This is a genomic window from Chitinophaga agri (genome assembly GCF_010093065.1).
Lineage (GTDB): Bacteria > Bacteroidota > Bacteroidia > Chitinophagales > Chitinophagaceae > Chitinophaga > Chitinophaga agri.
Genome location: NZ_CP048113.1, coordinates 6,408,916 through 6,432,494 on the forward strand (window position 1 = coordinate 6,408,916; position 23,579 = coordinate 6,432,494).

Consider the following 23,579-nt stretch of genomic DNA (forward strand, 5'->3'; position numbering starts at 1 on the left):
AATAGCAGCATAATCTAAAAGAACAGGGATCTGATAACGCTGCATACCGCCTTGCCCAATTTAAATTAATCATTTACCTTTAGAACAAGACCTGACACTAGTATATACATCTAAAACACCAGTTGATATATTGCTATCCTCAAAACGATATACTCTTTTGTTGATCTGTTCTTTTTATATGCAAACAGTCTTCGCACAAAAAAACATCCTATTAAATGACCTCAGTCTCTTCAAAGGTATTTTGGAAAATGCGCATGCAGGACTGTATAAATACCATTCCCGTCAGCAGATAGACAGTATCTTCAACCATTATGCGAGCCAGATCAATGAAGAAACCACTACGCTGGCATATTACAAGTATCTGTCTGCGGTACTCTCATACGTAGGTAGCCTGCATGATGATATCTATCTTCCATCAGATGTCAAAGAGAAACTGGAAGCCGAAAGGACGTTTTTTCCCTATCCTGTGAAGATGATTGACGGCCGGCTACTTGTGAATACAACTGCCGGAGAGATCCCCCTGGGAGCGGAGATCGTTAGTATTAATGGCCGCAGTATCGAACAGATCTTACCCGATCTCTATAAGTATTACACGACGGATGGGGTGAATACTACGGGTAAGCAAATGGGCATTAATGCACGTTTTGGATGGTTCTACCGACTGGAGTACGGAGCAGTCAAGATGTTTGATATTGCATACCGGATCAATGAACAGGCATCTGTACAAACTATCAGACTGTCACCTGTGACCTGGGCAGATGTAATGCTTCTTTACAAAAGCCGTCACTCACTGGCCTTCGATACGACCAATACGAAGACCTATTCCTTTAACATCATAGACGGCCTTAATACAGGCGTCTTAACCATTCCTAGCTTTTCCCTGGGCAATGAGCATTCCGCCAAGCATAAAGCGTATAAGCGCTTCTTAAAACGAACGTTTACTATACTGAGAGAAAAGCATGTCAGCAATCTGATAGTGGATATCCGGCACAACGGTGGTGGATCTGATCCTAATGATCTGCTGACTTTTTCTTACCTGGCTACGAAGCCATTCAGGGAGAATAGTGAAGCATTTACCATCTTCCAGAAGATCCCCTATCGTCAGTATTGTACAGATCCGCGCGCCGACAAACTTGATATACAAAGGAATTTCAGAAAGGAACATAATGTTTTCAACAACGGCAGATATTTTCAGCATCCTAAATATAATCCTGTCTGGCAGGTAAATCCGCTGGCATTTTCAGGAAAGATCTACTTACTGGTGAGTCCTGCTGTTGCCTCCGCGGCATCACTGTTTGCCGCTATGATAAAAAGTGAAGGAGCTGCTACTGTTATTGGTGAAGAGACAATGGGCGGCTATTATGGTCATACCGGGCATAATAAGGTCAATTACCGGCTTCCCGGAACAGGCATTGCGTTCCGTATCTCTGTGGTCGATATTGAGCAGTTTGTTACCCCGAAGGAAAATATTCCTTTTGGTGTGGGTGTGCTTCCTGATATTACTGTCAGACAAACCCTCTCCGGTTTCATGAATAACCATGATACGGTGTTGGATACCACCCTGCGGCTGATTAAGAAGAAATGATATAGTTTAATTCAATCCCTTTATACGTTTCAGCTCGTCCGTATTACTGGTTTTCTCCCTGCTTGTTTTTTTCTTTTGATTCCCAAATTTATAAGTCAGGTCAAAGGAGATGACCCTGCTGTCATTCCGGTTGGTAAACTCCTGATTTAAGTTCCCAATACGATTGATGCCGTTTCTGCGATAAATATAGAAGATGTCACGAGCGGCGACCTTTAAAATGAGTTTCTTGTCAAACCAGCTTTTCCTATATCCCAGATCTACTTTGTAGCGCGAAAGGTTCTTTTTTATGCCATCTAATGTAGGCGAGCGATAGATTCCTGTCAGTAAAAGGGCGCTGTTCCCAGGTAAGGAAAACTCTGTAGTCAGGTTTGTGTTAACATTGATGATATTGTTCTTAAATGCCTGCGTTTGGTAAAAAGAGGAGAACTCTTCATAGAAGATGTCCGCGTTACAGGACAGGTGCCACCAGTCAAAGAGGTCTTTGTCCAGTGACAGGCTTGTTCCCAGGCTGCGATAGCGGTTAAAGTTGCTGATACTTTCCTTTGTGACTTTCGTCGTATCATTCAGATAACTTAGATAGGTAAAGTAGTCTTTGGTATGGCTGTAACTGAAGGATACGAGAAATTCATCATTCAGCGAATATCCCAGTTCCAGCGCATTTGTAAACTCGGGTCTGAGCGATGTATTCCCCTGATAATATGAGTAGGGAGAGTTGTAGAATATAAAAGGATTTAGATCCTCATAAGAAGGTCTGTTTATTCTTCTCCCGTAAGAGAAGTTGATCTGGTGCGATGCTCCCAACTTCCTGCTAATAAAGAAAGAAGGGAAGAACTGAAGGTAATCATTTTTGTTGATGAGGTTTCCGGTGATCAGGTTGCCGGTATTATTTGTTTGCTCAGCTCTCAGACCGGCCTGTATCTCATAGGCACCGATCTTTTTATTTACATTAAAATAGGCAGCGTTGATATACTCGTCATAAATAAAGTGATTGGTCTTTCCAGTGTCTGTATGCCAGGAATCTCCGTATTTGTTATCAAACCGGATATCACTATCGGTTCTTACGATACTTGATTTTAACCCTGCCATAATAGTCATGTCCATTTTGCTTACAGGATGTGTGTAGTCCATTTTTGCACTACCGATTTTAATGGATACCTCACTGTTATTCCTGAGTTGTTCCACCTCTCTTAATAACCCACCATCCTGATCCATATAAGAGTTGCTGAAGAGCGCGTCGGTCGGTGCGGAGAACGTAGAGTAGTCGATATTGGTAGTCAGTTTCCGTCCCTTGTTATTAATGTTGAAGTTATGATGGAGGTTCCAGGAGAGATTGTTGTAATCAGATTGCTCGACGTTATAGACTCTCAGAGAAGAGTCCATTTTGTTCTGAATAAACTTCGTGTTGAAATCTTCTCTGGAATTACTTTTTAATATATCTCCTGACATAGAGATACCGATCAGCTGCTTTTTACCTATTTCATAGTCTAAACCGATGTTGAAATTCTGAGAGGAATTATGCGCTTTGGTATGCCCGGTTTCATCAAATACCAGTTGGTCAATGATGCGTTTACTCGTATATTTTCCAAACCCTGTAGTATTGGATATATTATAATTGCCAAATAGATTGAGCCGGTTGACCTTGTAGTTAAGGATCACACCACCATTATACTTGGGATAAACACCAAAGCCAGCGGAGCCATTGATACTGCCATTGAAACCGTCTACCTGCAACTTCTTGGTAACAATGTTAATAATGCCTGCGCTTCCGGCAGCATCATTCTGTGCAGATGGATTGGTTAGGATCTCTATCCGGGTGACGGCACCCGCCGGGAAATTCTGCAGTATACGCGTCAGGTCGGAAGAAGACAGGCTGCTGGGCCGTCCATTGATCATAATGGTGACACCCTTCTTCCCTTTGATGGAAATAAGGTCATCAGTAACGGAAACGCCAGGCGCAGTCTGTAGCACATCCATGATGGAACCACCTGCTGACGCCGGACTGCTTTCAACGTTTAGCACCAGTTTGTCGACCTTTCGCTCTATAAACTGTTTTTTAGTGACAACGGCAATCTCCTGCAGCGTTGTTACCCTTGTTGCAAGGTAGAGCGTATCTATATTGATATCCGAATTAATAATGGTCACCTTTTGTTGCAATCCCTCATGCATGATGTCTGAAAGCCTGATAATAAAGTGGCCAGTGTCAGCCACCTGGAAACTAAATTTTCCTGTGGAGTCACTGGTGGTACTTTTAATCTTCGTAAGAGGACTGGCATTGTAGAGCTCAATGGATACTGCACTGACCGGTTTTTTACTGGTCTCATCGTATACATGTCCTTTTACCTGAAAGTTTTTATGCTGCGAATACGAAGGCGTGGTTCTTATCAGACCAGCCAGCGTCATCAAAACACTGGTATATACAATTGTTTTTGTTTTGGTGAAACTATTAATCCGGGTCAGATTCATGTGGTGCAACTATGGTTATACTTCTTCGGTTATATAATAATGAGAGAATATACAGCGCTACTTCCTTCGGCATTTCACTGAAGATCTCATGGGCAATATGAGAGATGTCCAGTGCCTCGCCTTCATTTAGTTTATCTACCAGTGCCACGATCTCCGGATGATAGTTGAATTCTATTTTGGAGCCGCGGGCAAAGAGATGTAGTTTTCCTTCTTCTTCAACGTGTCTATAGAGTATCCTGAAAGGATGCAGCAATTGTACGATTTTATTGTCAAGATTCTCATAATTATCTTCGTCGTACGCAAATTCCTGAGTAAGAGATAACGGACAGGTAGACCAACCGGCATTACTGAATAAAGAATACATTAGTTCTTCATATACGGTCTTCAGAAATTCAGGAAACGTTTTCTGTTTCAGCCGCTCATCCATTTTGAGTACTGCGCCGATGTCCTGAAAGCCATGCAGCTCATGCATGCTTTTTTCCGGCATGATAATATTCATATCTTCCATGTCCACATATTGCAGTTTCCAGGAGTCGAAGATATTACTCAGTACACGCCTCCTGGTATGATTGTCAAACCAGAGGGTTACACCAACGGAAAACTCATCAGACTGTCCTATATGGAACTGGTTCCATGGCATAAAATAGATATCACCCCGGTTGAATGGATAGTCCTTTGCATGAGGTAGCAGTTCTTCCAGCGGAACATCTGCTTTCTCTCTGCCATTCAGCAGTTGTTTAAAAAGCCCTTCTTCCCAGTTATACATTATTTTACCACCAGGCCCCAGGTGAAAATGGATCACGTTTGCGCCGGTATGATCCTGATGGATGCCTAACGGTGTCTTGCCATAGTTACCAATGAAAATAGTAGTATGAAGTCCATTCAGCGGAATGCCCATTTTCTTGAGTAATGGACTTGCATAAATAGCGAGTCTTTGCGCAAGCTCGCTCGAGAATTTCTCACCACTGTTAATGATCAGCCCGAATTTTTTATCTTCGAATATACGTTTAGCCCAGTCTTCAAGAGATTCTCCCAGGCCAGGAGGCTGCAGAAAAACTGTGTTTTCCAGTTGTTGCCAGTTCATTTTCTTACCATCCTGGTAGGCCCTGAACCCATATGCATCTGTTTTGAGTTTGCATATCTCACGTATCGCTTTTACGACCATGGTTTCCATCTCACCGCATTCAGTGTCGGACATGACGTCTTTCACCACGGTAGTCGAAGTCAGGTTATTAGATGTTTGCAGGAACTGCTCCCACCAGGCATCATCAATGTTATATTTAGTAGTAATTGTTTGTGCAGAGATCACTTCAGGGATTAAGGTGTCCATTTTAGTTAATTTTTCCAGGTTACAAAATTGATCATCAATTGTGCAGATTATTAATGTAGGATCTGAATGCCTCTTCTGTTATACAACAGTGACAGGAAATAATAGCCGACTTCTTCCGGCCATTCCTTTGCAAGGTCAGCTATGAGATCGTTGCTTAGATAGCTATCACCTGCATTCAGTTTGTCAATGATGTTCAGAAATTCCGGATGATAATTGATTTCAATTTTAGAGGCTCTGCAATAGATGATCAGCTTACTACCGCCTTCTGCCAGTGTATGATGCAGGACAAAAGGTGTTATTTTCTGGATAGTCTTATCTCTTAGGAATTCAAAATCGTTTTCGTCATAGTTTATTTCCTGTTCCAGTGAGAGTGGCCTGGAACGCCAGCCGGCATTGCTGAATAATGCCCTGATGTATTCTTTATATGTATGTTGAAGGAACGCTTCAGTGGTCAGATTTTTAACGTCTTCATCAAAGTTGAAGAGTGCCTCTATCTCACTAAACCCCTGAAGGTTATTGATATCTTTTTCCGGTTTGGTGATGGTGTTATCTTCCTGGTTGATGTATTGACTCATGATAGAGCTCACGAGTTTATCCATCATTTTTTTACGTGGAAGATTATTGAACCATAATGAAACGCCAATAGACAGTTCATCGGAGTATCCGATATGAAATTTGTCCCATGGCATATAATAAATGTCTCCTTTCTTAAAAGGATATGCCGTAGCATGTGGCAGCATTTCCTCTATACCCATATAGTTTTGGGAGCCACCTAGTTTTTTGAATTCTTCCGCTTCCCAGTTATACATAATTTTTCCTCCGGGACCCAGATGAAAGTGAATAACGTTTTCTCCTTTATGGTCCTGATGAATACCTAAAGGAGTATATCCGTAGTTACCTATAAATATTGTGATACACGTACCATTTACGGGCACGCCAATTTTTTCAAGTAAAGGGCTTACATACTTACCGATCATTTCAGCCATCTCCGGCGAAAACTTCTCTCCGTAATTCAATATGATACCAAACTTCATGTCTTTAAATGCTCTGGCTGCCCAGGTTTCAAAGCTTTCTCCCGGTAACGGTGGATACGGATAGACATGCTGCTTCAGATATTCCTCATTCATGCTTTCCGTGCCCTGGTAGAACCTGAAATCATAACTGCTGTTTTGACGATTGCAAATTTCTCTGACAGCACTGAGCGTCATTTCGCTCATTGCTTCACACTCATTTTCCGACAGCACATCGGGAACGACAATCGTTTCTGTAAAGTTTTTACACTTCTCCAGAAAAAGGTCCCACCATTCAGCTGTTATCTTTTGGTCATTGGCTGCAATGACTAGTTTTTCAGTTAACATAACACAATGTTTTTTTAATGCTAGGCAAGCTTAAAGGAGTTGAATGATCTATCAGATCAGAGATATAAAGAAGACAGCTATTGTTAGATGCGCTTCTTTTTCATGGCTGTAATGAATAGTGAAGTGTCCTTCTGATAAGGTGATCGGGATTGTCCTGAATCAGCTGTATGATTGTTTCGGCATTTCATATTTTATTGTCACCTTGCTTTAACATAACAGGCTTACGGTTTGGCAATAGCAGCCGCGTTGCACTGTTTGTGCAGCAGGGTTAAATAAGTAAGTGGAGTAAAAGCATTATATGAAATGCTGCAAATATTTAACTAGTATGTGTCAATGATGCTGGTTCAGGCTGTTGTTGCTTATAGAGGATATAGAGTAATGTTGTTCCCGTAATTTCCTTTTGGGCAATGCTCTTATTGGCCATGAGTAAGCACTTTTAGGATTATCAGAGGGAGTAGGCAGATTGGCGAAAGCCAATCTGCCAGTGTCTTAAGCTTATGCAGCTTGTTTCACTTTTTCTTTTTCTTTTTCTTTTTCTTTCTCAGCTGCAGCTAAGCCACCAACTAATTTTTCTTGCTCCAGTGGAGAAATAACTTTAGCGCCTAAGAAATCTTTTGGATTCATGTTCAAGGATTTTTTCTCTTGGTTCATGAGGTAGAGTTTTGAGGGTAAATAAAATGGTTAACCTTATAAAAATAGGTAAAGGTTTTTATTCAACAAATTTTTTTTTATCGGAGATGGAATGATGTATCCTCTGTAGTGCTTACTGGTAAATAGTTTCAGCCGATAATATTTTACTAACTGTTCCGATGATCTGAAATTTCAACTTTATAATAACTTTATGAATCACTTTATGTACATTTGATAATACCTGTTTTTTGAAGAGACCCGAAGAAGAAATTTAACCCACAATACAGGTTAACCGTTCATACAAGAGACCTTACAAAACATAATCTGAGATGTTATTTAAGCCCACCTATTTCCCATATTATCCGCAGTATGATGCCAAAGACTGCGGCCCTGCGTGTGTCCGGATGATATCAAAGTTTTACGGGAAGGAGTTTTCCATATCTTACTTACGGGAACTTTGTAATATCGGAAAGGAGGGCGTCTCTGTATTAGGCATCAGCAATGCTGCAGATCAACTTGGCTTTAACAGCGTCGCACTAAAGGCCACATTCGCAACACTTGAACATCAGATCCAGGTTCCATTCATTGCACACTGGAAACAAAATCATTTTATAGTTGTATACAAGATCACAAAAAATTATGTCTTTATAGCTGATCCGGATGCCGGCAAACTCAAGCTGAAAAAAGAAGATTTCCTCAGTTCCTGGATCAGCGGAAAGGAAGATGGTGAAGACTTTGGAGTTATCATCGTACTGGAACCTACATCTGCATTTCATGACAGGACTGATGAATCTTCGCAGCCGAGTCACGCGAAAACCGGACTGAGATTCTTATTAAGCCATTTCAGTCAGCATAAAAAAATGCTGATCAATCTCGGAATAGGTGTGATAGTAAGCACGGTGCTGCAGTTAATGTTTCCTTTCCTTACACAAAGTATAGTTGACATTGGCATCGGCAACAGGGATATCAATTATGTATACCTGATACTCTTCGGACAGATAACAATATTTGCCGGAGAGACAGTGATCTCCCTTGTACAAAGCTGGGCACTGTTGTATATAGGCACGCGGGTCAACGTATCTATAATATCAGATTTTCTGAAGAAGCTTATCCGTAAACCGGTGAAATATTTTGATACAAAGATGTCAGGCGACCTGCTGCAGCGTATCGATGATCACAAAAGAATAGAAGAGTTCCTTACAAATGGCACCTTCCGTTTTGTTCTTTCTATCATCAGCTTCTTCGTCTTTACCGGTTTACTTATGTATTACAGCATGATCATCTTCGCTGTATTCATTGGGGGCGGGGCTTTCTTTGTCGGATGGATCTATTATTTCCAGAAGAAGCGAAAGCAACTGGACTATAAGCGCTTTATTGAAATGGCAAACAATAAGGGAAAGCTGGTAGAGATCATCAATGGCATGCAGGAGATAAAGCTGCAGAATGCTGAACGACATAAACGTTGGGAATGGCAATCTATCCAGGCCAGATTGTTCCGTATCAATATAAAATACCTGACCCTTGAACAGTTTCAGCGGGTAGGGGCGCAATCTATTAATACACTCAAGAACATTGCCGCTACGTTCATTTGTACCAGTCTTGTTATCGGTAATAAGATGACACTGGGTGAAATGCTGGCGGTACAATTCATTGTCGGCGAACTGAACGTCCCTCTCGTCAACCTGCTTGAATTTTTAAATGCCTATCAGGATGCGCAGATAAGTATTGAACGTATCGCTGAAATACATCTCTCCGAAGATGCGCCTGCAAAGGCGGCTGGAACCATCGCTGATAATGATGCCTTCAGGGAAAATTCTATTCATATAAAAGACCTCAGTTTCAAGTATGAGGGCACGCACTATTTTAATGTGCTGAGTGGTGTCAACTTCAGCATTCCAAAGGGAAGGGTGACCGCTATTGTTGGATTGAGTGGTAGTGGAAAAACTACGCTCCTTAAACTGCTGCTGAAGTTTTACGAGCCCACCGGTGGGATCATTGCAGTCGGGAACCAGGATCTGGGGCTTGTGGATGAAGATTTCTGGAGAAGCAAATGCGGTGTTGTACTACAAGATGGTTTCATTTTTTCTGACACGATAGCAAAGAATATCGCAGTAGGCTTCGATGAGATCGATAAGAAAAGACTACTGAATGCCGTGAGAATGGCCAACATAAAAGAATTCATTGAGACCCTGCCACTCGGTTATAATACAAAAATCGGAATAGATGGTATGGGCCTGAGCCAGGGCCAGAAACAACGCATCCTTATTGCAAGGGCTATCTACAAGAACCCGCAGTATATCTTTCTTGATGAGGCTACAAATGCCCTTGATGCAAATAATGAGCGCACTATTATAGATAATCTCCAGCAGTTCTTCAAAGATAAGACAGTTGTGGTGGTCGCCCATCGCCTGAGTACCGTAAAAAATGCTGATCAGATCATCGTAATGGAAAAAGGCCGCATCATTGAATCAGGTAACCACAGTGAGCTGATCTCTCTGAAAGGCGCTTATTTCAATCTGGTAAGAAATCAACTGGAACTGGGCGTTTAAACTTAATGTAACTCCTATGGCAATTGAAATGATGGAAGAGAATATCGAAATTAAAGATGGTGCTTCATATGAAGTCCTTGACAGAACTCCGAAATGGCTGATGCGCTGGGGGGTAATGTCTGTTTGTTTGACGCTGTTTGTATTACTGGGACTTGTAGCAATCGTACCTTACCATAGAAGGGTCAATGTTCCTGTACGGATCAGCGGAAGATCTCCTGGCTGGGTGGTTGCGCCGGTAACCGGTAAAGTAGTAAGTAATCGGCTGAAAGGCCGGGAACAGGTCAGCAACGGCGATACAATACTGGTATTGTCTGTGCCTGAGCAGGCCGGCTATACTTATATTACGGCTGCTGAAACAGGATATATCTATTATGTGAATAATGCTCTTTTTGACATTACAAACGTAGTTAAGAACGATACCCTGCTTAAGATCTTGCCGGTATTGAATGATCAGGACAGCCTGATCGCACTCGGCATCGCAGATGAGAAAATGTATAAATTGCTGGCCACCGTTGATAAAAGACCAGAAGTAAAGCTAAGTACTCCCGATGGCAAAAATATTATTATTAAAACGGGTACACTACATTTATCTGAGATACCAAACGCGATAAACGGTCATGTGCTGACTATTGGCGTGAATGGTAATGACCTGAAACAGCTGTCTCCAAATGGAAGGATATACCAGGGCATGGAGAGTAAAGCCACTATTACAATTAAAAGTGGAAGTATGCTGAGATACATGCTCAACCGTGAAAAATGAAGCGGTTGATACGCATACTTGTTAGTTTAACACTAACTACAATTGTCAGTCTGCGAATTACAAAAACTGAAAGGATATCCTGAAATAAACAGTAAACTTGCAGTATATGTATCATGGACTGAACAATAGCACGAAGACGTATTTATGGAGCTCCTTTTAGACATACTCATTCCCTCCGGTGTGAACATTCCTGGTATCTTATTTAAAGTACCCCTATATGAATGGCAGGGTGAAAGTTATGCTCAGGGGCCGCCAGAAGCCAGTTTTGGCACTAATTATAAACTTGTTTATACACAGGTGCATAGTTTTGTGCAACAAAATATTCCTGCCACGTACGCCGCTATTCAGTGGCAGCATGTAAGCGTAAAAGGCCCGGGACTTGATCTATATACCACAAAATTACGGATGGATTTCCCGGATGATGAAGAGCCTGAAGATCCCGAAGAACAAAATTATAAGCTGACTGACCTGCTGCACGCCATGTGTGCAGGCAATAAATGGATTGTTGTCATTGATAACGACGAACCATTTGAAGTAATGCCGGCCGGCAGCCTTTCGCATGTAATTTCGGCCCTGAATGATGTTATAAAGGGAAATATATCAGAAAACGGATTCCTTATATGTGGGGAAGGTAGTGAATGAAGTATACATCAGTTGGCGAGGTGCAGGTAACTCACATACCTGTTATTTAGATTGCACTAAGATATACTTCAAAGCTACAAAGCCACATCGGAAGCAGCTATGGACTAATCCTTGACTCGCAAAACATCTCTCTTAGGTCTGTTCAGTACCTGAAAGCTTAGTAACTAAAGACGGCTTTTGACGCCATTTCGCCCCTTCGTGCCGCGAAACCGACCGTTCGTGCACCTTCATCAGAACTGCGTTAAGTTCCTTGGCAATATTGTGGTATCAATCACTGATCAGCAGGGGGGATCTGGGATACTTTGCCGGTTATTGTGATGAAAATAATAAAAAGATAGTGAGCACCGTTGCAAAATAAAAAAGGCCTCACTGATAGTGAGACCTTTTTTGTATAAATTATCTAAGTGGACCTTAGTATGCAACATTGTCTTTGCTCACCATATTTTTCAGTGGAGGCGCAAATTTAGTCAGATCTATACCGGCTACTGCAGTTTTATACTCTTCCATATTAGGTACTCTTCCGAGGATGGCAGAGAGAACAACTACCGGTGTAGAAGCCAGCAGAGATTCACCTTTTTTACGCTCAGAATCTTCTACAACCCTACCCTGGAACAGACGGGTTGAAGTAGCCAGTACAGTATCTCCTTTCGCTGCTTTTTCCTGGTTACCCATACAAAGGTTACAACCCGGGCGCTCGAGGTACATCATATTCTCATATTCTGTACGTGCAGTAGCTTTCGGCGCATTATCGTTGAATTCAAAGCCAGAGTATTTCTGTAAGATCTCCCAATCTCCCTCTGCCCGCAGTTCATCGATGATATTGTAAGTAGGAGCTGCTACTACCAGTGGCGCATGGAATTCAACCTTACCTTGTTGTTTTTCCAGATTTTTCAGCATCTGAGAAACAATTTTCAGGTCACCTTTGTGTACCATACAGGATCCTACGAAGCCGAGGTCCACTTTTTTATCGCCACCATAGTAGGAAAGCTGACGAATGGTATCGTGCGTGTAACGTTTAGCAACGTCGTCGTTGTTAACATCCGGGTCAGCGATCATTGGTTCAACGATTGCATCCAGATCAACTACCACTTCAGCGTAATACTTAGCATTTTCGTCTGGTGTTAAAGCCGGTTTTTCGCCCGATTTAATTTCGGCAATTCTCTTATCAGCTTTATTGATCAGTCCCTGAAGAACCTGTCTGCTGTTGTCCATGCCCTTGTCGATCATGATCTGGATTCTGCCTTTGGCAATTTCCAGTGATTGGATCAGGGTATCATCTTCGGAAATACAGATAGAAGCTTTTGCTTTCATTTCTGCAGTCCAGTCAGTAAAGGTGAATGCCTGGTCAGAAGGCAGTGTACCGATATGCACTTCAATGACTCTGCCCTGGAAAACGTTTTCACCAGCAAATTTCTGGAGCATCTGTGCTTGTGTAGCATGTACAACATCACGGAAATCCATGTGCTCCTTCATTTGTCCTTTGAAGGTTACTTTCACGGATTCAGGAATCGGCATCGATGCCTCACCTGTAGCCAGCGCCAGCGCAACGGTTCCGGAGTCAGCACCAAATGCAACACCTTTTGACATCCTGGTGTGAGAGTCACCACCTATAATGATGGCCCACTCATCCACTGTGATATCGTTCAATACCTTGTGGATAACGTCTGTCATAGAATGGTATTCACCTTTCGGGTCGCGGGCAGTGATCAATCCAAACTCGTTCATGAACTTCATGAGTTTTGGAATGTTTGCCTGTGCTTTCTTATCCCATACGGAAGCAGTGTGACAACCTGACTGGTAAGCACCGTCAACTATCGGAGAGATCACAGTTGCCGCCATAGATTCCAGTTCCTGAGCAGTCATCAGACCGGTCGTATCCTGAGAACCTACGATATTTACTTCTACACGAACGTCTGAACCTGCGTGAAGTAATTTACCTGGAGTGGTACCAACTGCGTTTTTATTGAAGATCTTCTCTACTGCTGTCAGACCCTGACCTTCGTGAGAGATTTCTTTTGGCTGAGCAAATACAGGTGGAATATCAATGCCAAGCAGCTTAGCCGCTATGGTCTGGATCTTTTTACCGAATACGATAGCATACGATCCGCCAGCTTTGATAAACTCCATTTTCTGAGGCGTCAGTGCCTTGGAAATGTCTATCAGCTCTTTATCGCCATTATAAAGTTTCTTCTTTTTGGTGTTGATTGTCAGCACAGTGCCGGTAGCAACAGAATAAACTTCCTCGAGAATATGTTCGCCTTTGTCATTGCGGACAAGCTTACCATTTTCATCTAATTTTTTCACCCAGTTCTTGAGGTCAATACCGATACCACCCGTAACATCAACAGTCGTAAGGAAAATAGGAGAGATACCGTTTGTACCACCAACGATAGGCGCAATGTTCACAAATGGAACATAAGGACTTGCCTGTTTGCCGGTCCAGAGTGCCACGTTATTTACACCGGACATCCTGGATGAACCCACACCCATCGTACCTTTCTCTGCGATCAGCATCACGCTCTTGTCAGGGTGTTGCGCCTGCAGTGCTTTGATCTCGGCCTGCGCCTGAGGAGTGATCATGCATTTACCATGCAGCTCACGGTCTGATCTGGAGTGCGCCTGGTTACCCGGAGAGAGCAGGTCAGTCGAGATATCACCTTCACCAGCAATAAAAGTTACTACCTTGATTTCTTCAGGTACATCCGGCAGTTTTGTGAAAAACTCAGCCTGTGCGTAACTTTCAATAATTTCTCTTGCAATTGGATTTTCATTTTTGAATGCCTCTTTCAGGCGGTCGGTGTCCGCATCATAAAGGAAAACCTGCGTTTTAAGCACTTTTGCAGCTTCTTTCGCAATAGCGATATCATTACCCAGTGCCAGGTCCAGTAACACTTCAATGGAAGGACCACCCTTCATGTGTGATAATAACTCAAAGGCAAAAGCAGGTGTAATTTCTGCTACTTTAGATGTACCAAGAATGATTTCCTTTAAAAATTTAGCTTTTACACCAGCAGCACTCGTAGTTCCTGGTAACACATTATAAATAAAGAAATTGAGAGAATCTTTCCTGTGCACATTTCCCTCGTCTTTGATCTGCGCAATGATTTCACTCAATAATTCCGCTCCATCAATTGGCTTCGGATGAAGATCTTGACCTCTTCTTTCTTCAATTTCCTTAAGGTATTCGTTATAACGGCTCATACAATGTTCTTTTTGTCTGCTAGTGCGCAAAGGTAATTAATGTCCATAATATTACACAGTGATCTAAATAAGATCCCTCGTAAATGGACTGTTAAAGGCATTTCTTCAATAATTTATCCTCCTTCAGTTAACTGATAAATCAGTTGTCTGTTAATAGTTTATGTGGGAGGAGGTGTGTAAGGGTGCTTTTACCTGATTCCTAAAATCGCTTGTAGACTTTGCAAAAAAGCTTCAATATTAATTAGGGAGTATGTTCATTATTTGTGTAACACTAAAGTGTTATGTTGTTTTTCATTCTATTTATTGACATTTATGGGCAATTCACATTATATATTTCTGACCATATATGGAGATATATTATTATTTATATTTTTTTAATACAAAATTCAGTTTTTACATATGGAAATCAGTTAATCTCAACCATTGTCTATCAGCCAGCTGATAAATTGACATGTTATGAGAAATGTCATGTGTTATGCAATGATCCTTTTGGTAAAATTTACCCAAATACCTTAAGTTTTTACCTCTTGATATAATTGTCAATTACCCTTTACCGTAGTATAATAATCAATTACCCTTTACCTTTTCAAATTTAGCGATGAAGAAATCGTGTTTGGTTGCTGCACTTTGGATATTGCAGAACCTAACGGCTTCGGCGCAAGAAATTACGCCACCTAAAACAACTTTAGGAAATTTTGTTTCTGCGTCTCCCGAAGCTTCAGCAATTGCCCTATATCAAAATTACCCTGTCGATTTTGTATCTGGCGTACCGGATATAAGTATCCCGTTATTTGAAGTACCTACCCGGGTTGGAGTTATACCATTCAAATTAACGTATCATGTTGGTAAATTAAAACCCTCCGAGCAGATAGCAGGACCAGGATGGGGATGGACGTTATCTCCTAATCTTGGAGTATCCAGAGCCGTTAAAGGGGGGATAGATGGTGTCGGGGGCGGTTATCCTGCCAATACCCAATTTGGCCAAAATACGCAGGACTATCTTCTTGGAGCCGCACTTAACGGGTATGATGAACAGCCGGACGACTTCTTTTATTCCCTACTATCAAAAAGTGGCCAGTTTATTTATAATCGTTCTGGCCAGTTTGTACCAGTATCTTATGATGCAGCAAAGGTATCGCATCCGGATAACAACACTTTTATTATCACAGATGATGATGGTACAATCTATAAATTTGGTAAGTATTCAACTGGAAGTCAGACGTTGACAGAGTACTCCGGAAATGGCACACTTACTACGCTTGCAGCATGGAAGGTGACAGAGATCATCCCATATGATAAATCGGATACTATACGTTTTACTTATGGTGTACGCTCCACTTTTACAACACCGTATTACAACATTCAGTGGAAATTAATAGAGTATGTGGATGCGTATGGTCTATCGGGCCATAAAACACCGCATATGTTTTTGAATGTTTTTAATTCATCTTCGGGAGTAAGTTCAGGCCTTAAAGTATTGAGACCTACGTCGGCATCTAAAGGCCCCTATTATCCTTCTGAACCGTTTGATTGGTTGCCATTATTTCAAATCGGAGAGCAGGAATACAAATTCACATTGACAACAGGATCGCCGTCTACACCTAATGTGCAGGCAGCTTGGAGAAATATGGACTATGGAACAGATCAATCACAAGAAGTGACTTTTGATAATGTGGCAGATCAGCTACCATTGAGTGAAATCAGCTTCAAAGGTGGTCGTTTAGCTATGTTTTATTCTGACCAGAAACAATTGTCTTCTATTTTATTGTACTCTGGTAATCAGATAATTAAAAGAGTGAGTCTGTTTCAGCATGCTTTACAACATGACAACGGCGAACAGCCTTATTCCTACTATGATAATCTGAACACGAGATATGGACTTGACTCGGTGAAGATATTAGGAATAGATAATAATAAGCCACTGGTCTATAAAATGGACTATGATGTTAAAAACGGAGAATCCTGTGTTGGCGTTTATTCCAATTACAATACAGATTTCTGGGGATTCCTCAATGATAAACGTGAGTTTATCGTACCACATTTTATGTATTACTCGGAAAGATTTGTATGGCATAGTGCATTGGAAAATCCCAATACGGCCGATACAAGTGGCGCTACGAAGTCCGGAGGTGGCTGGCTCAATATTGGTTCCCAGCAGGAAAAGGAAATGCCCGGTCGTATAGTGCCAGGCATTATCAAACGTCTTTATTATCCTACAGGTGGATATGCAGAGTTTGACTTCGAAAATAATCAGTATGCATCCTCAATGGATTATACTAAAATAATTTATGGTGGAGGATATCGTATAAGACAGATTAAATATGCAACTGGTGATAAAAGAGATTCTATTACCAAGGTGTATAAATACGGTGTGAATGAAGATGGTGTAGGAAAAACTAAATATAAGAACTACACAGCCAACTTTGTTTCTGTACAATACGTAAACTCTACTACAAATGGAAGAGCAGACAACTATCTGCAGAAAATAAGTACGTTCAACTCAAAGCCTTTTCTAGATATGTCTTTTGCATCAGGTGCGGCCGTATTATATCCTAGAGTTACGGAATACGTTGTGAATCCGGGAACGAATCAGACAATAGGAAAAACGGTATATGATTATATTATTGATGCTAAGAATGATATGTGGGTTAATAATACACCGCTACATTCAGATCCAAAAGATGATTGGAAGATAATTTCGATGAAAACAATATCAAAATATCGTTTTCGCAATGGTACTTATAATATCGTGAGCAGGAAAGACCATGAATATACAGATTATTATACTGACACGGTTCCTGCAGCACAGACTTATCTAAGATATTATAATGTTATTCCTGCGAACGGATCTGATATTCTCGCTGGTGATCCACCGCAGGTAGGAGAAAAATTTTCCCGTATCAGTTACAATATTTATTGTGGAGGACATAAGCTTACTGCAATAAAAGATACGTTATTTGATGTAGATGATTCAACTAAATACTTCGCTACTATTAAGAACTTTAATTATGAAAATGTACACCTGTATAAAGACAGTGAATCGCGCAATGATAGTAAGGGCGCTGTAAAAAAGACAACGTTTTACTATGCTCATCAAGTGAACGCCATTCCTGATCTTGTAACAGGACAGTTATCGTTGATCTCATCGCTGGAAGCAGAGAATGTATTAAAGTTGCCAATAGAAAGTAAAGAGTATATAGGAAGCACATTATTACGTACTGTTCAACAGAATTTTGCACAATATCCCAATAATAGGGTATTCCCTTCTGCAGTCTATACATCGACTATGAATAACCCATTGGAAAAGAGGATTGAACAGGTTCTGTATGATATCAATGGTAATGTATTAGAGCAACGGAAGAGCGGGGATATGAGTGAAGTTTTTATTTGGGGATATCTTTCTCAGTATCCTGTGGCAAAAGTAGTTGGCAGCAGTTACGATTCTGTGAAAAAATATATTAGTCAGACTATCCTCGATAACGCACAGAACTATACGGACACGCAAATAAGGGTAGAATTACAGAAGATTCGTACCGGGCTTTCAAATACTTCAGCTAAAGTCACTACCTATACTTATAAGCCTTTGGTCGGGGTTACAAGTGAAACGAATCCCATAGGCATAACCCAATACTATGAGTATGACAATTTTGGCCGTTTGGTGGTAGTCAGAGATCAGGACGGCAACATTCTGAAGCAAATGGATTATCAATATCAAGCCCCCATTACAAAATAGTCGAACCTAATGAAATCTTTATTATACATTAAAAAAACGGTGGGTTGTCTGGTGACTATTATCGCTCCGCTAGTATCTGTAGCGCAAACACCTAATATACCCACAGGAGCTATTAACTCCGCAGTACCGATAGCGCCTCCTGCAGCTTATAGCAATACAACAATAAATTATGTCAGGACATGGATACCTAATTTGCCACTAAAGGATACTGCGGTTGTAGCCGCTACTTCCAGAAGTATACGGGAGGTAAAACAAACGACACAATATTCAGACGGATTGGGGCGGCCTATTCAACAGGTGGCCAAAGGAATAAGTCCGAATGGAAAGGATATGGTTGAAATGTCTTTATATGATCAGTATGGCAGACAACAGTATAGGTATCTTCCTTATGCTCATCAGGCAGCTGGTGATGGTAAATTTAAAATGGATCCTTTTAATACGCAAAATGCCTTTTATAAAAATGGTGTATTAAATCCTGGGGCTGTAGGGGAGAGTATATTTTATGCTAAAGTAGAATATGAAGCTTCACCTCTCGACAGAGAAATAAAGATCTATCCATCTGGTAATAGCTGGGTAACGCGTCCAAAGGAAATGCAGTATAAGATGAATGCTGATAACGACTCGGTAAGAAAATGGACATTAGGCTCCGGTCTACCAGTCAGTACCGGGTATTATTCTGGAGGAGAATTAATTAAGGCAGTTACCATAGATGAACAGGGAAATCAGAAAATTGAATATAAAGATAAAGATGATAAAGTCATTTTGAAGAAGGTTCAAGTGGAAGATGCCCCGGCAAATGGTGCATCTGGATGGCTCTGTACTTACAATATCTACAATGATCTGGGTGATCTGCAGTACGTGATACCTCCATCCGCAGTGGAGGCCATAAAGAGTAACTGGACGATGACCAATGCGGTTGATACCGGATTATGTTTTCGTTATGATTACGATGCTCGACAGCGTATTATTGTGAAACGTATTCCTGGACAGGGACGAGTGTTTATGGTATACGATATTCGTGACAGACTTGTGTTTACACAGGATTCTGTGCAACGAGCAAAGTCGCCCATGGAGTGGATGGTGATGTTTTATGATGACATTAATCGTCCGGTAATGACAGGGATTTATAAAAGTACAACTACGCCGGATGTGTTGCAGAGCAGCCTGAATGCTGCATCCGGATCGCTGACAATTTCTTATGTATCCCCTCCGCAGGAAGATTTGGCTGTATATGAGCATGATGGAAGGGCTTCATATACAGCGACAAACAGTGTACTGATTCTTGATGGTTTTGATTCCGGAACAAATCCTGAATTTGTTGTTGAGATTAATTCCACTACTACGGGTGATACTACAAAGTCGGTAGTAAGCAATCCGTTACCTGGTTTGCAAACATCCGCATTGACACCATTGACCTATACATTTTATGATAATTATAATTATAGCGGTAGACTATCGTTTGTAGGGAGTGATACATTGAAATTGTCTGGAGCTGATACACTGTTTCCTGAGAGAAGACCTGTTTCTTATAATGCTGAGGGGCTTATAACAGGCGTCAGATCAAGGATACTTGGTACAGATAAATGGTTGACCACTACCAACTATTATAATGACAAGGCAAGGCTTGTGCAGATAGTTAGTGAAAACCATATGGGAGGTAAGGATGTTACATCGATGCTTTACAATTTTAAAGGTCTGCCGCTTGCAGTATATCTTCGTCATCAAAATCCGAAAAGTGTTACTCCTCAAATGACAATGTTGACTCGTAAAACATACGATCATGCTGACCGACTGCTGACTATTACCAAGCGGTTGAATGATGATGCTAGCCTGGAGAGGATAATTACATCTGATAGTTATGACGAGTTAGGTAGGTTAGGTCTTAGACGTCTTGGCGTATCTTCCTCCGGCGATATTATCGATACATTGAATTATACGTATAATATTCGCGGCTGGTTGCAAGGCATCAATAAAAGCTATGTAAATAATGATGCTTCCACCTCTAACTGGTTTGGACAGGAACTGAGTTATGATTATGGATTTACGATTAAGCAATACAGCGGTAATACGACTGGCGTTACATGGAAAACCCGCTCAAATAGCCCTAGTGCATATGGTTTCAATTTTGATAAGGCTAATCGTCTGACCGGCGCTTATTTTTCACAGAAAGCAAGTGGAAGCTGGTTACAGGGAGATAAGAACTTTTCTGTGGGTAATCTGACTTATGATGCGAATGGTAACATCAGGACGATGTTGCAAAAAGGGATGGTCGGTACAGTAAGCAAAACAATTGATAGTCTGACATATACTTATCCTTCCAACAGCAACAGATTACTGGCGGTGAAGGATATAGACTCATCTGTAACGAAATCTGCCAGAATAGAAGATTTTATTGATGGCAACACGACAACAAAGGATTATTCATATGATGCCAATGGTAATATGATAGCAGACCTGAATAAAGGGGTTACTTCAATTACTTATAACCATATGAATTTACCATCCCTTATAACAATGGGAAGTAAAGGAACGATCACTTATCAATATGATGCTGCCGGAAATAAACTTTCTAAAGTAGTCGTAGATAACACCAGTGGTTCTCCCAAAACAACAAGGACAGATTATGCTGGGGCGTTTGTTTACAGGCAGGATAGTATTGAGCTGATTAGTCATGAAGAGGGTAGGATCCGTCCATTATATGTAACAGGACAGCCTATTGCATATGTATATGACTATTTTGAGAAAGATTATCTGGGGAACGTTAGAACAATATTGACAGAGCAGACAGATTTCAGTATGTATGCAGCGACGATGGAAATAGATGCTGCAGCAAAAGAGACGGCCTTATTTAGTAATGTAGAAGAAACCCGTGCTGAAAAACCTGTAGGTTATCCACAGGATAATAAATCGTCACAAAATAAATTTGTGGCAAAACTAAGTGCACGAACTGGTGGTAAAAAGATCGGCCCCTCTCTTGTATTGAGAGTAACAGCAGGTGATACTGTCCAGATAAACGCCCAGGCGTTTTATAAATCTCAGGGACCTAAAGATAATGGTCAGACGCCTCCGGTAGAAGATATGCTCATCGGTCTTGTGGAAGCTTTCGGAGGTAATATGAAAACTGAAGGGGTGCATGCCGCAGGTACAGCTAACGCACTACCTTTCAACGCAGATTTCTACAATAATGAATATCAACGTTTGAAGAACAGGAATGCAGAATCTCCCAATAGTGACCGTCCTAAAGCGTATTTGAATTTCGTGTTATTTGATGATGATTTCAAATTAATAGAAGATAACAGCGGCGCCAGACAAGTAAAAGCAACACCAGATGAACTACAGGAGTTAGCCGTGCCCCAAATGGCCATCCCAAAGAGTGGATTTTTGTATATTTATACAAGTAACGAAAGTCAACAGGACGTATACTTTGATAATATCATAGCCGGATTGAACAGTGGACCATTTTTGGAGGAAACACACTACTATCCGTATGGTATGAAAATGGCGGGGATCAGCAGTATAGCGTTGAAAGATGCGAAGTATCCTGAGAACAGATATAAGTACAACTTTGCTGAATTTAATAAGGATCTCGACGTAAACCTTTACGAGTTCCGCAACAGAATGTATGATCCAGCAATTGGCAGATGGCATGGGATTGATAACAGACCCAATGTTGACTATAGTTTGTATACGCCTATGGCCAATAATCCAATAAATCATACGGATATTTTGGGCGATACTACATATAGATTTAATAGTTCAGGAGAATACATTGGAATGTTTGATACAGATCAGCAAGGAATACTGGGACAGATTGGTGATTATCAAACCACAATAAATACTAAAGGGAAAAAGCAGCAAGTATTCATGCCAACCAGTACTTTTCATTTTAATGATGAGCAGATAGATAGAGAGCAGTTGAATGCTCTGCAAAAAGGTAGCTCTGAAATCTTGGTTATCACAGACGAAAACATTAACTATATAATGAAAAAGTCTTGGATTCATTGGAAGCCTTTGGAAGTTAGGTGGGCTTTTGCCTTTGCGGAAAGCCGAGGCAGAATGGATTTTAATGGCAGTTATCTTTTGCAATTGAAGGAGATTTTTTTGACAGGTAGTAGCCAGTCTGCTGCTGCTGCTGATGGGTTAGGTGGATTTGTTATATTCGCTGGACGTCCGTACGTTGCTTATAATCTAAATGATGGTGGTCAATTCCTATGGGGGCACGCTATGCGGAGATTAGGTTTCTCTTATTCGTCTGCAAAATTTGGCTCTCAAGCGAATGAGCTGTTTAGGGATACAAAAGCAGATCAGACGGCGATTTCCACCGGTTTTCATTACCATGTTAAAACGGATAAAAGAGAAGCGGGCGTGTTTGAAACTGTGCCTAGGTCAGGATTTTAAAAAAAAAAAAATACCTATATGGAGAATGAAGAACTTGAAAAGACATTTATTAAATCATGGAACCGTAAACATCTTGTGTACAATCTGTGCCTGATACCTTTGACCTTTGTCATATTATTTATCTCCCAACGGGTTAATCCAGCTTCGGTTAATTTTTTCATGACGCCGTTTGTTATTTTTGACTTTTTAGTCCTTAATTTTTTTTATCGGATATTAGGTGGATGGTGTCTCTATAATTTTAATGTGCGCAACCTCAACGTTAATCGCATTGTTGCCTGGTATACCGTAATAAGCTTACTGATTAATGCGGGGTTAATGACTTACGCAGTCCTAAAGATTAAGTACTGATGGCAAGGATTAATAGTGTAACTGGAGTTAATTGTTTCACATAAACTGGTTTTAAATAACCGTCAAAGCGAATAATAATAAAAGGTGTTTATCTTATGATAACACCTTTTGTTATTAAATATTATTTTATATTTGACAATATAATTAAGAACTATATACACTATATAGTTGTATGCAAAATCTTTCCCCCAATAAAAATTAGCTACTTGTTTTATTAAAATTAGTTACCTATTTTTAATCTGATTTAAGACCCTAAGGAAAGATGAACCCCTTTCCAAGACAGAAATACCATTGATTTTTGACCAGATGTGCTAAAGAGAAGCCCACAACAATTCCACGGAATCCCAGAAGGACACAATATTTGACGGTCACCTTATTTTAATTTACTTATCAGGGGAACTATCTCCTAACGTTTAAAAAAAACAGCAAAGAAAATGTCCTGACATTTAAACTCCATTGATGTATTAAGGATAAAATAATTGAAGTCATTACACACTGTAATGAATAGGTACTTTGTTAGCCGGATACCATCGCACAGCAGTTTAAGTTTACTTCACTCATCGATATCAATAGCAATAAAGT

At 40.8% G+C, this 23,579-nt stretch carries 11 protein-coding genes; 6 read left to right on the forward strand and 5 right to left on the reverse strand.

What is annotated here, in order from left to right; genetic code table 11:
- Positions 1–178 precede the first annotated feature (178 nt).
- Positions 179–1,585 carry a S41 family peptidase gene (locus tag GWR21_RS25745; RefSeq protein ID WP_162334582.1) on the forward strand — a complete coding sequence of 469 codons (1,407 nt, stop codon included), beginning with the start codon at positions 179–181 and terminating at the stop codon, positions 1,583–1,585.
- Positions 1,586–1,591: 6 nt separating this feature from the next.
- Here GWR21_RS25745 and GWR21_RS25750 read toward each other — a convergent pair whose 3' ends face one another.
- From GWR21_RS25750 to GWR21_RS25765, 4 genes are all read right to left on the reverse strand, one after another.
- On the reverse strand, positions 1,592–4,048 hold the full coding sequence (locus GWR21_RS25750) for a TonB-dependent receptor domain-containing protein (protein ID WP_162334583.1): 2,457 nt from the start codon (positions 4,046–4,048) through the stop codon (positions 1,592–1,594).
- Positions 4,029–5,378 carry a hypothetical protein gene (locus GWR21_RS25755; protein ID WP_162334584.1) on the reverse strand — a complete coding sequence of 450 codons (1,350 nt, stop codon included), beginning with the start codon at positions 5,376–5,378 and terminating at the stop codon, positions 4,029–4,031. Before GWR21_RS25755 ends, GWR21_RS25750 begins: the two co-directional genes overlap by 20 nt.
- 50 nt (positions 5,379–5,428) lie before the next feature.
- On the reverse strand, positions 5,429–6,736 hold the full coding sequence (locus tag GWR21_RS25760; RefSeq protein WP_162334585.1) for a hypothetical protein: 1,308 nt from the start codon (positions 6,734–6,736) through the stop codon (positions 5,429–5,431).
- Between the two features lie 495 nt (positions 6,737–7,231).
- Positions 7,232–7,387: a hypothetical protein gene (locus GWR21_RS25765; protein ID WP_162334586.1), complete on the reverse strand. Its 156-nt coding sequence runs from the start codon at positions 7,385–7,387 to the stop codon at positions 7,232–7,234.
- Positions 7,388–7,695: 308 nt separating this feature from the next.
- Here GWR21_RS25765 and GWR21_RS25770 point away from each other — a divergent pair, with 308 nt between their 5' ends.
- From GWR21_RS25770 to GWR21_RS25780, 3 genes are all read left to right on the forward strand, one after another.
- Entirely contained in the window at positions 7,696–9,915 is a 2,220-nt protein-coding gene (locus tag GWR21_RS25770) for a peptidase domain-containing ABC transporter (RefSeq protein WP_162334587.1), read from the forward strand.
- A 16-nt stretch (positions 9,916–9,931) separates the two neighbouring features.
- Positions 9,932–10,675 (forward strand): hypothetical protein, encoded by a 744-nt coding sequence (locus GWR21_RS25775; protein ID WP_162334588.1) that lies wholly within the window; start codon positions 9,932–9,934, stop codon positions 10,673–10,675.
- A 144-nt stretch (positions 10,676–10,819) separates the two neighbouring features.
- Positions 10,820–11,317: a hypothetical protein gene (locus tag GWR21_RS25780; protein WP_162334589.1), complete on the forward strand. Its 498-nt coding sequence runs from the start codon at positions 10,820–10,822 to the stop codon at positions 11,315–11,317.
- 411 nt (positions 11,318–11,728) lie between these two features.
- On the opposite strand, the gene GWR21_RS25785 is transcribed toward GWR21_RS25780, so the two are convergent.
- Complete coding sequence (locus tag GWR21_RS25785; RefSeq protein ID WP_162334590.1) at positions 11,729–14,518, reverse strand: bifunctional aconitate hydratase 2/2-methylisocitrate dehydratase; 2,790 nt, start codon at positions 14,516–14,518, stop codon at positions 11,729–11,731.
- Between the two features lie 598 nt (positions 14,519–15,116).
- Here GWR21_RS25785 and GWR21_RS25790 point away from each other — a divergent pair.
- Positions 15,117–18,251, forward strand: a complete 3,135-nt coding sequence (locus GWR21_RS25790) for a hypothetical protein (protein WP_162334591.1) — start codon at positions 15,117–15,119, stop codon at positions 18,249–18,251.
- 9 nt (positions 18,252–18,260) lie between these two features.
- On the forward strand, positions 18,261–22,649 hold the full coding sequence (locus tag GWR21_RS25795; RefSeq protein ID WP_162334592.1) for a DUF6443 domain-containing protein: 4,389 nt from the start codon (positions 18,261–18,263) through the stop codon (positions 22,647–22,649).
- Positions 22,650–23,579 lie beyond the last annotated feature (930 nt).

Coding starts and splice junctions, on each gene's coding strand:
- GWR21_RS25745 (WP_162334582.1), top strand. CDS start 179: ATGCAAACAGTCTTCGCACAAAAAAACATCCTATTAAATGACCTCAGT.
- GWR21_RS25750 (WP_162334583.1), bottom strand. CDS start 4,048: ATGAATCTGACCCGGATTAATAGTTTCACCAAAACAAAAACAATTGTA.
- GWR21_RS25755 (WP_162334584.1), bottom strand. CDS start 5,378: ATGGACACCTTAATCCCTGAAGTGATCTCTGCACAAACAATTACTACT.
- GWR21_RS25760 (WP_162334585.1), bottom strand. CDS start 6,736: ATGTTAACTGAAAAACTAGTCATTGCAGCCAATGACCAAAAGATAACA.
- GWR21_RS25765 (WP_162334586.1), bottom strand. CDS start 7,387: ATGAACCAAGAGAAAAAATCCTTGAACATGAATCCAAAAGATTTCTTA.
- GWR21_RS25770 (WP_162334587.1), top strand. CDS start 7,696: ATGTTATTTAAGCCCACCTATTTCCCATATTATCCGCAGTATGATGCC.
- GWR21_RS25775 (WP_162334588.1), top strand. CDS start 9,932: ATGGCAATTGAAATGATGGAAGAGAATATCGAAATTAAAGATGGTGCT.
- GWR21_RS25780 (WP_162334589.1), top strand. CDS start 10,820: ATGGAGCTCCTTTTAGACATACTCATTCCCTCCGGTGTGAACATTCCT.
- GWR21_RS25785 (WP_162334590.1), bottom strand. CDS start 14,518: ATGAGCCGTTATAACGAATACCTTAAGGAAATTGAAGAAAGAAGAGGT.
- GWR21_RS25790 (WP_162334591.1), top strand. CDS start 15,117: ATGAAGAAATCGTGTTTGGTTGCTGCACTTTGGATATTGCAGAACCTA.
- GWR21_RS25795 (WP_162334592.1), top strand. CDS start 18,261: ATGAAATCTTTATTATACATTAAAAAAACGGTGGGTTGTCTGGTGACT.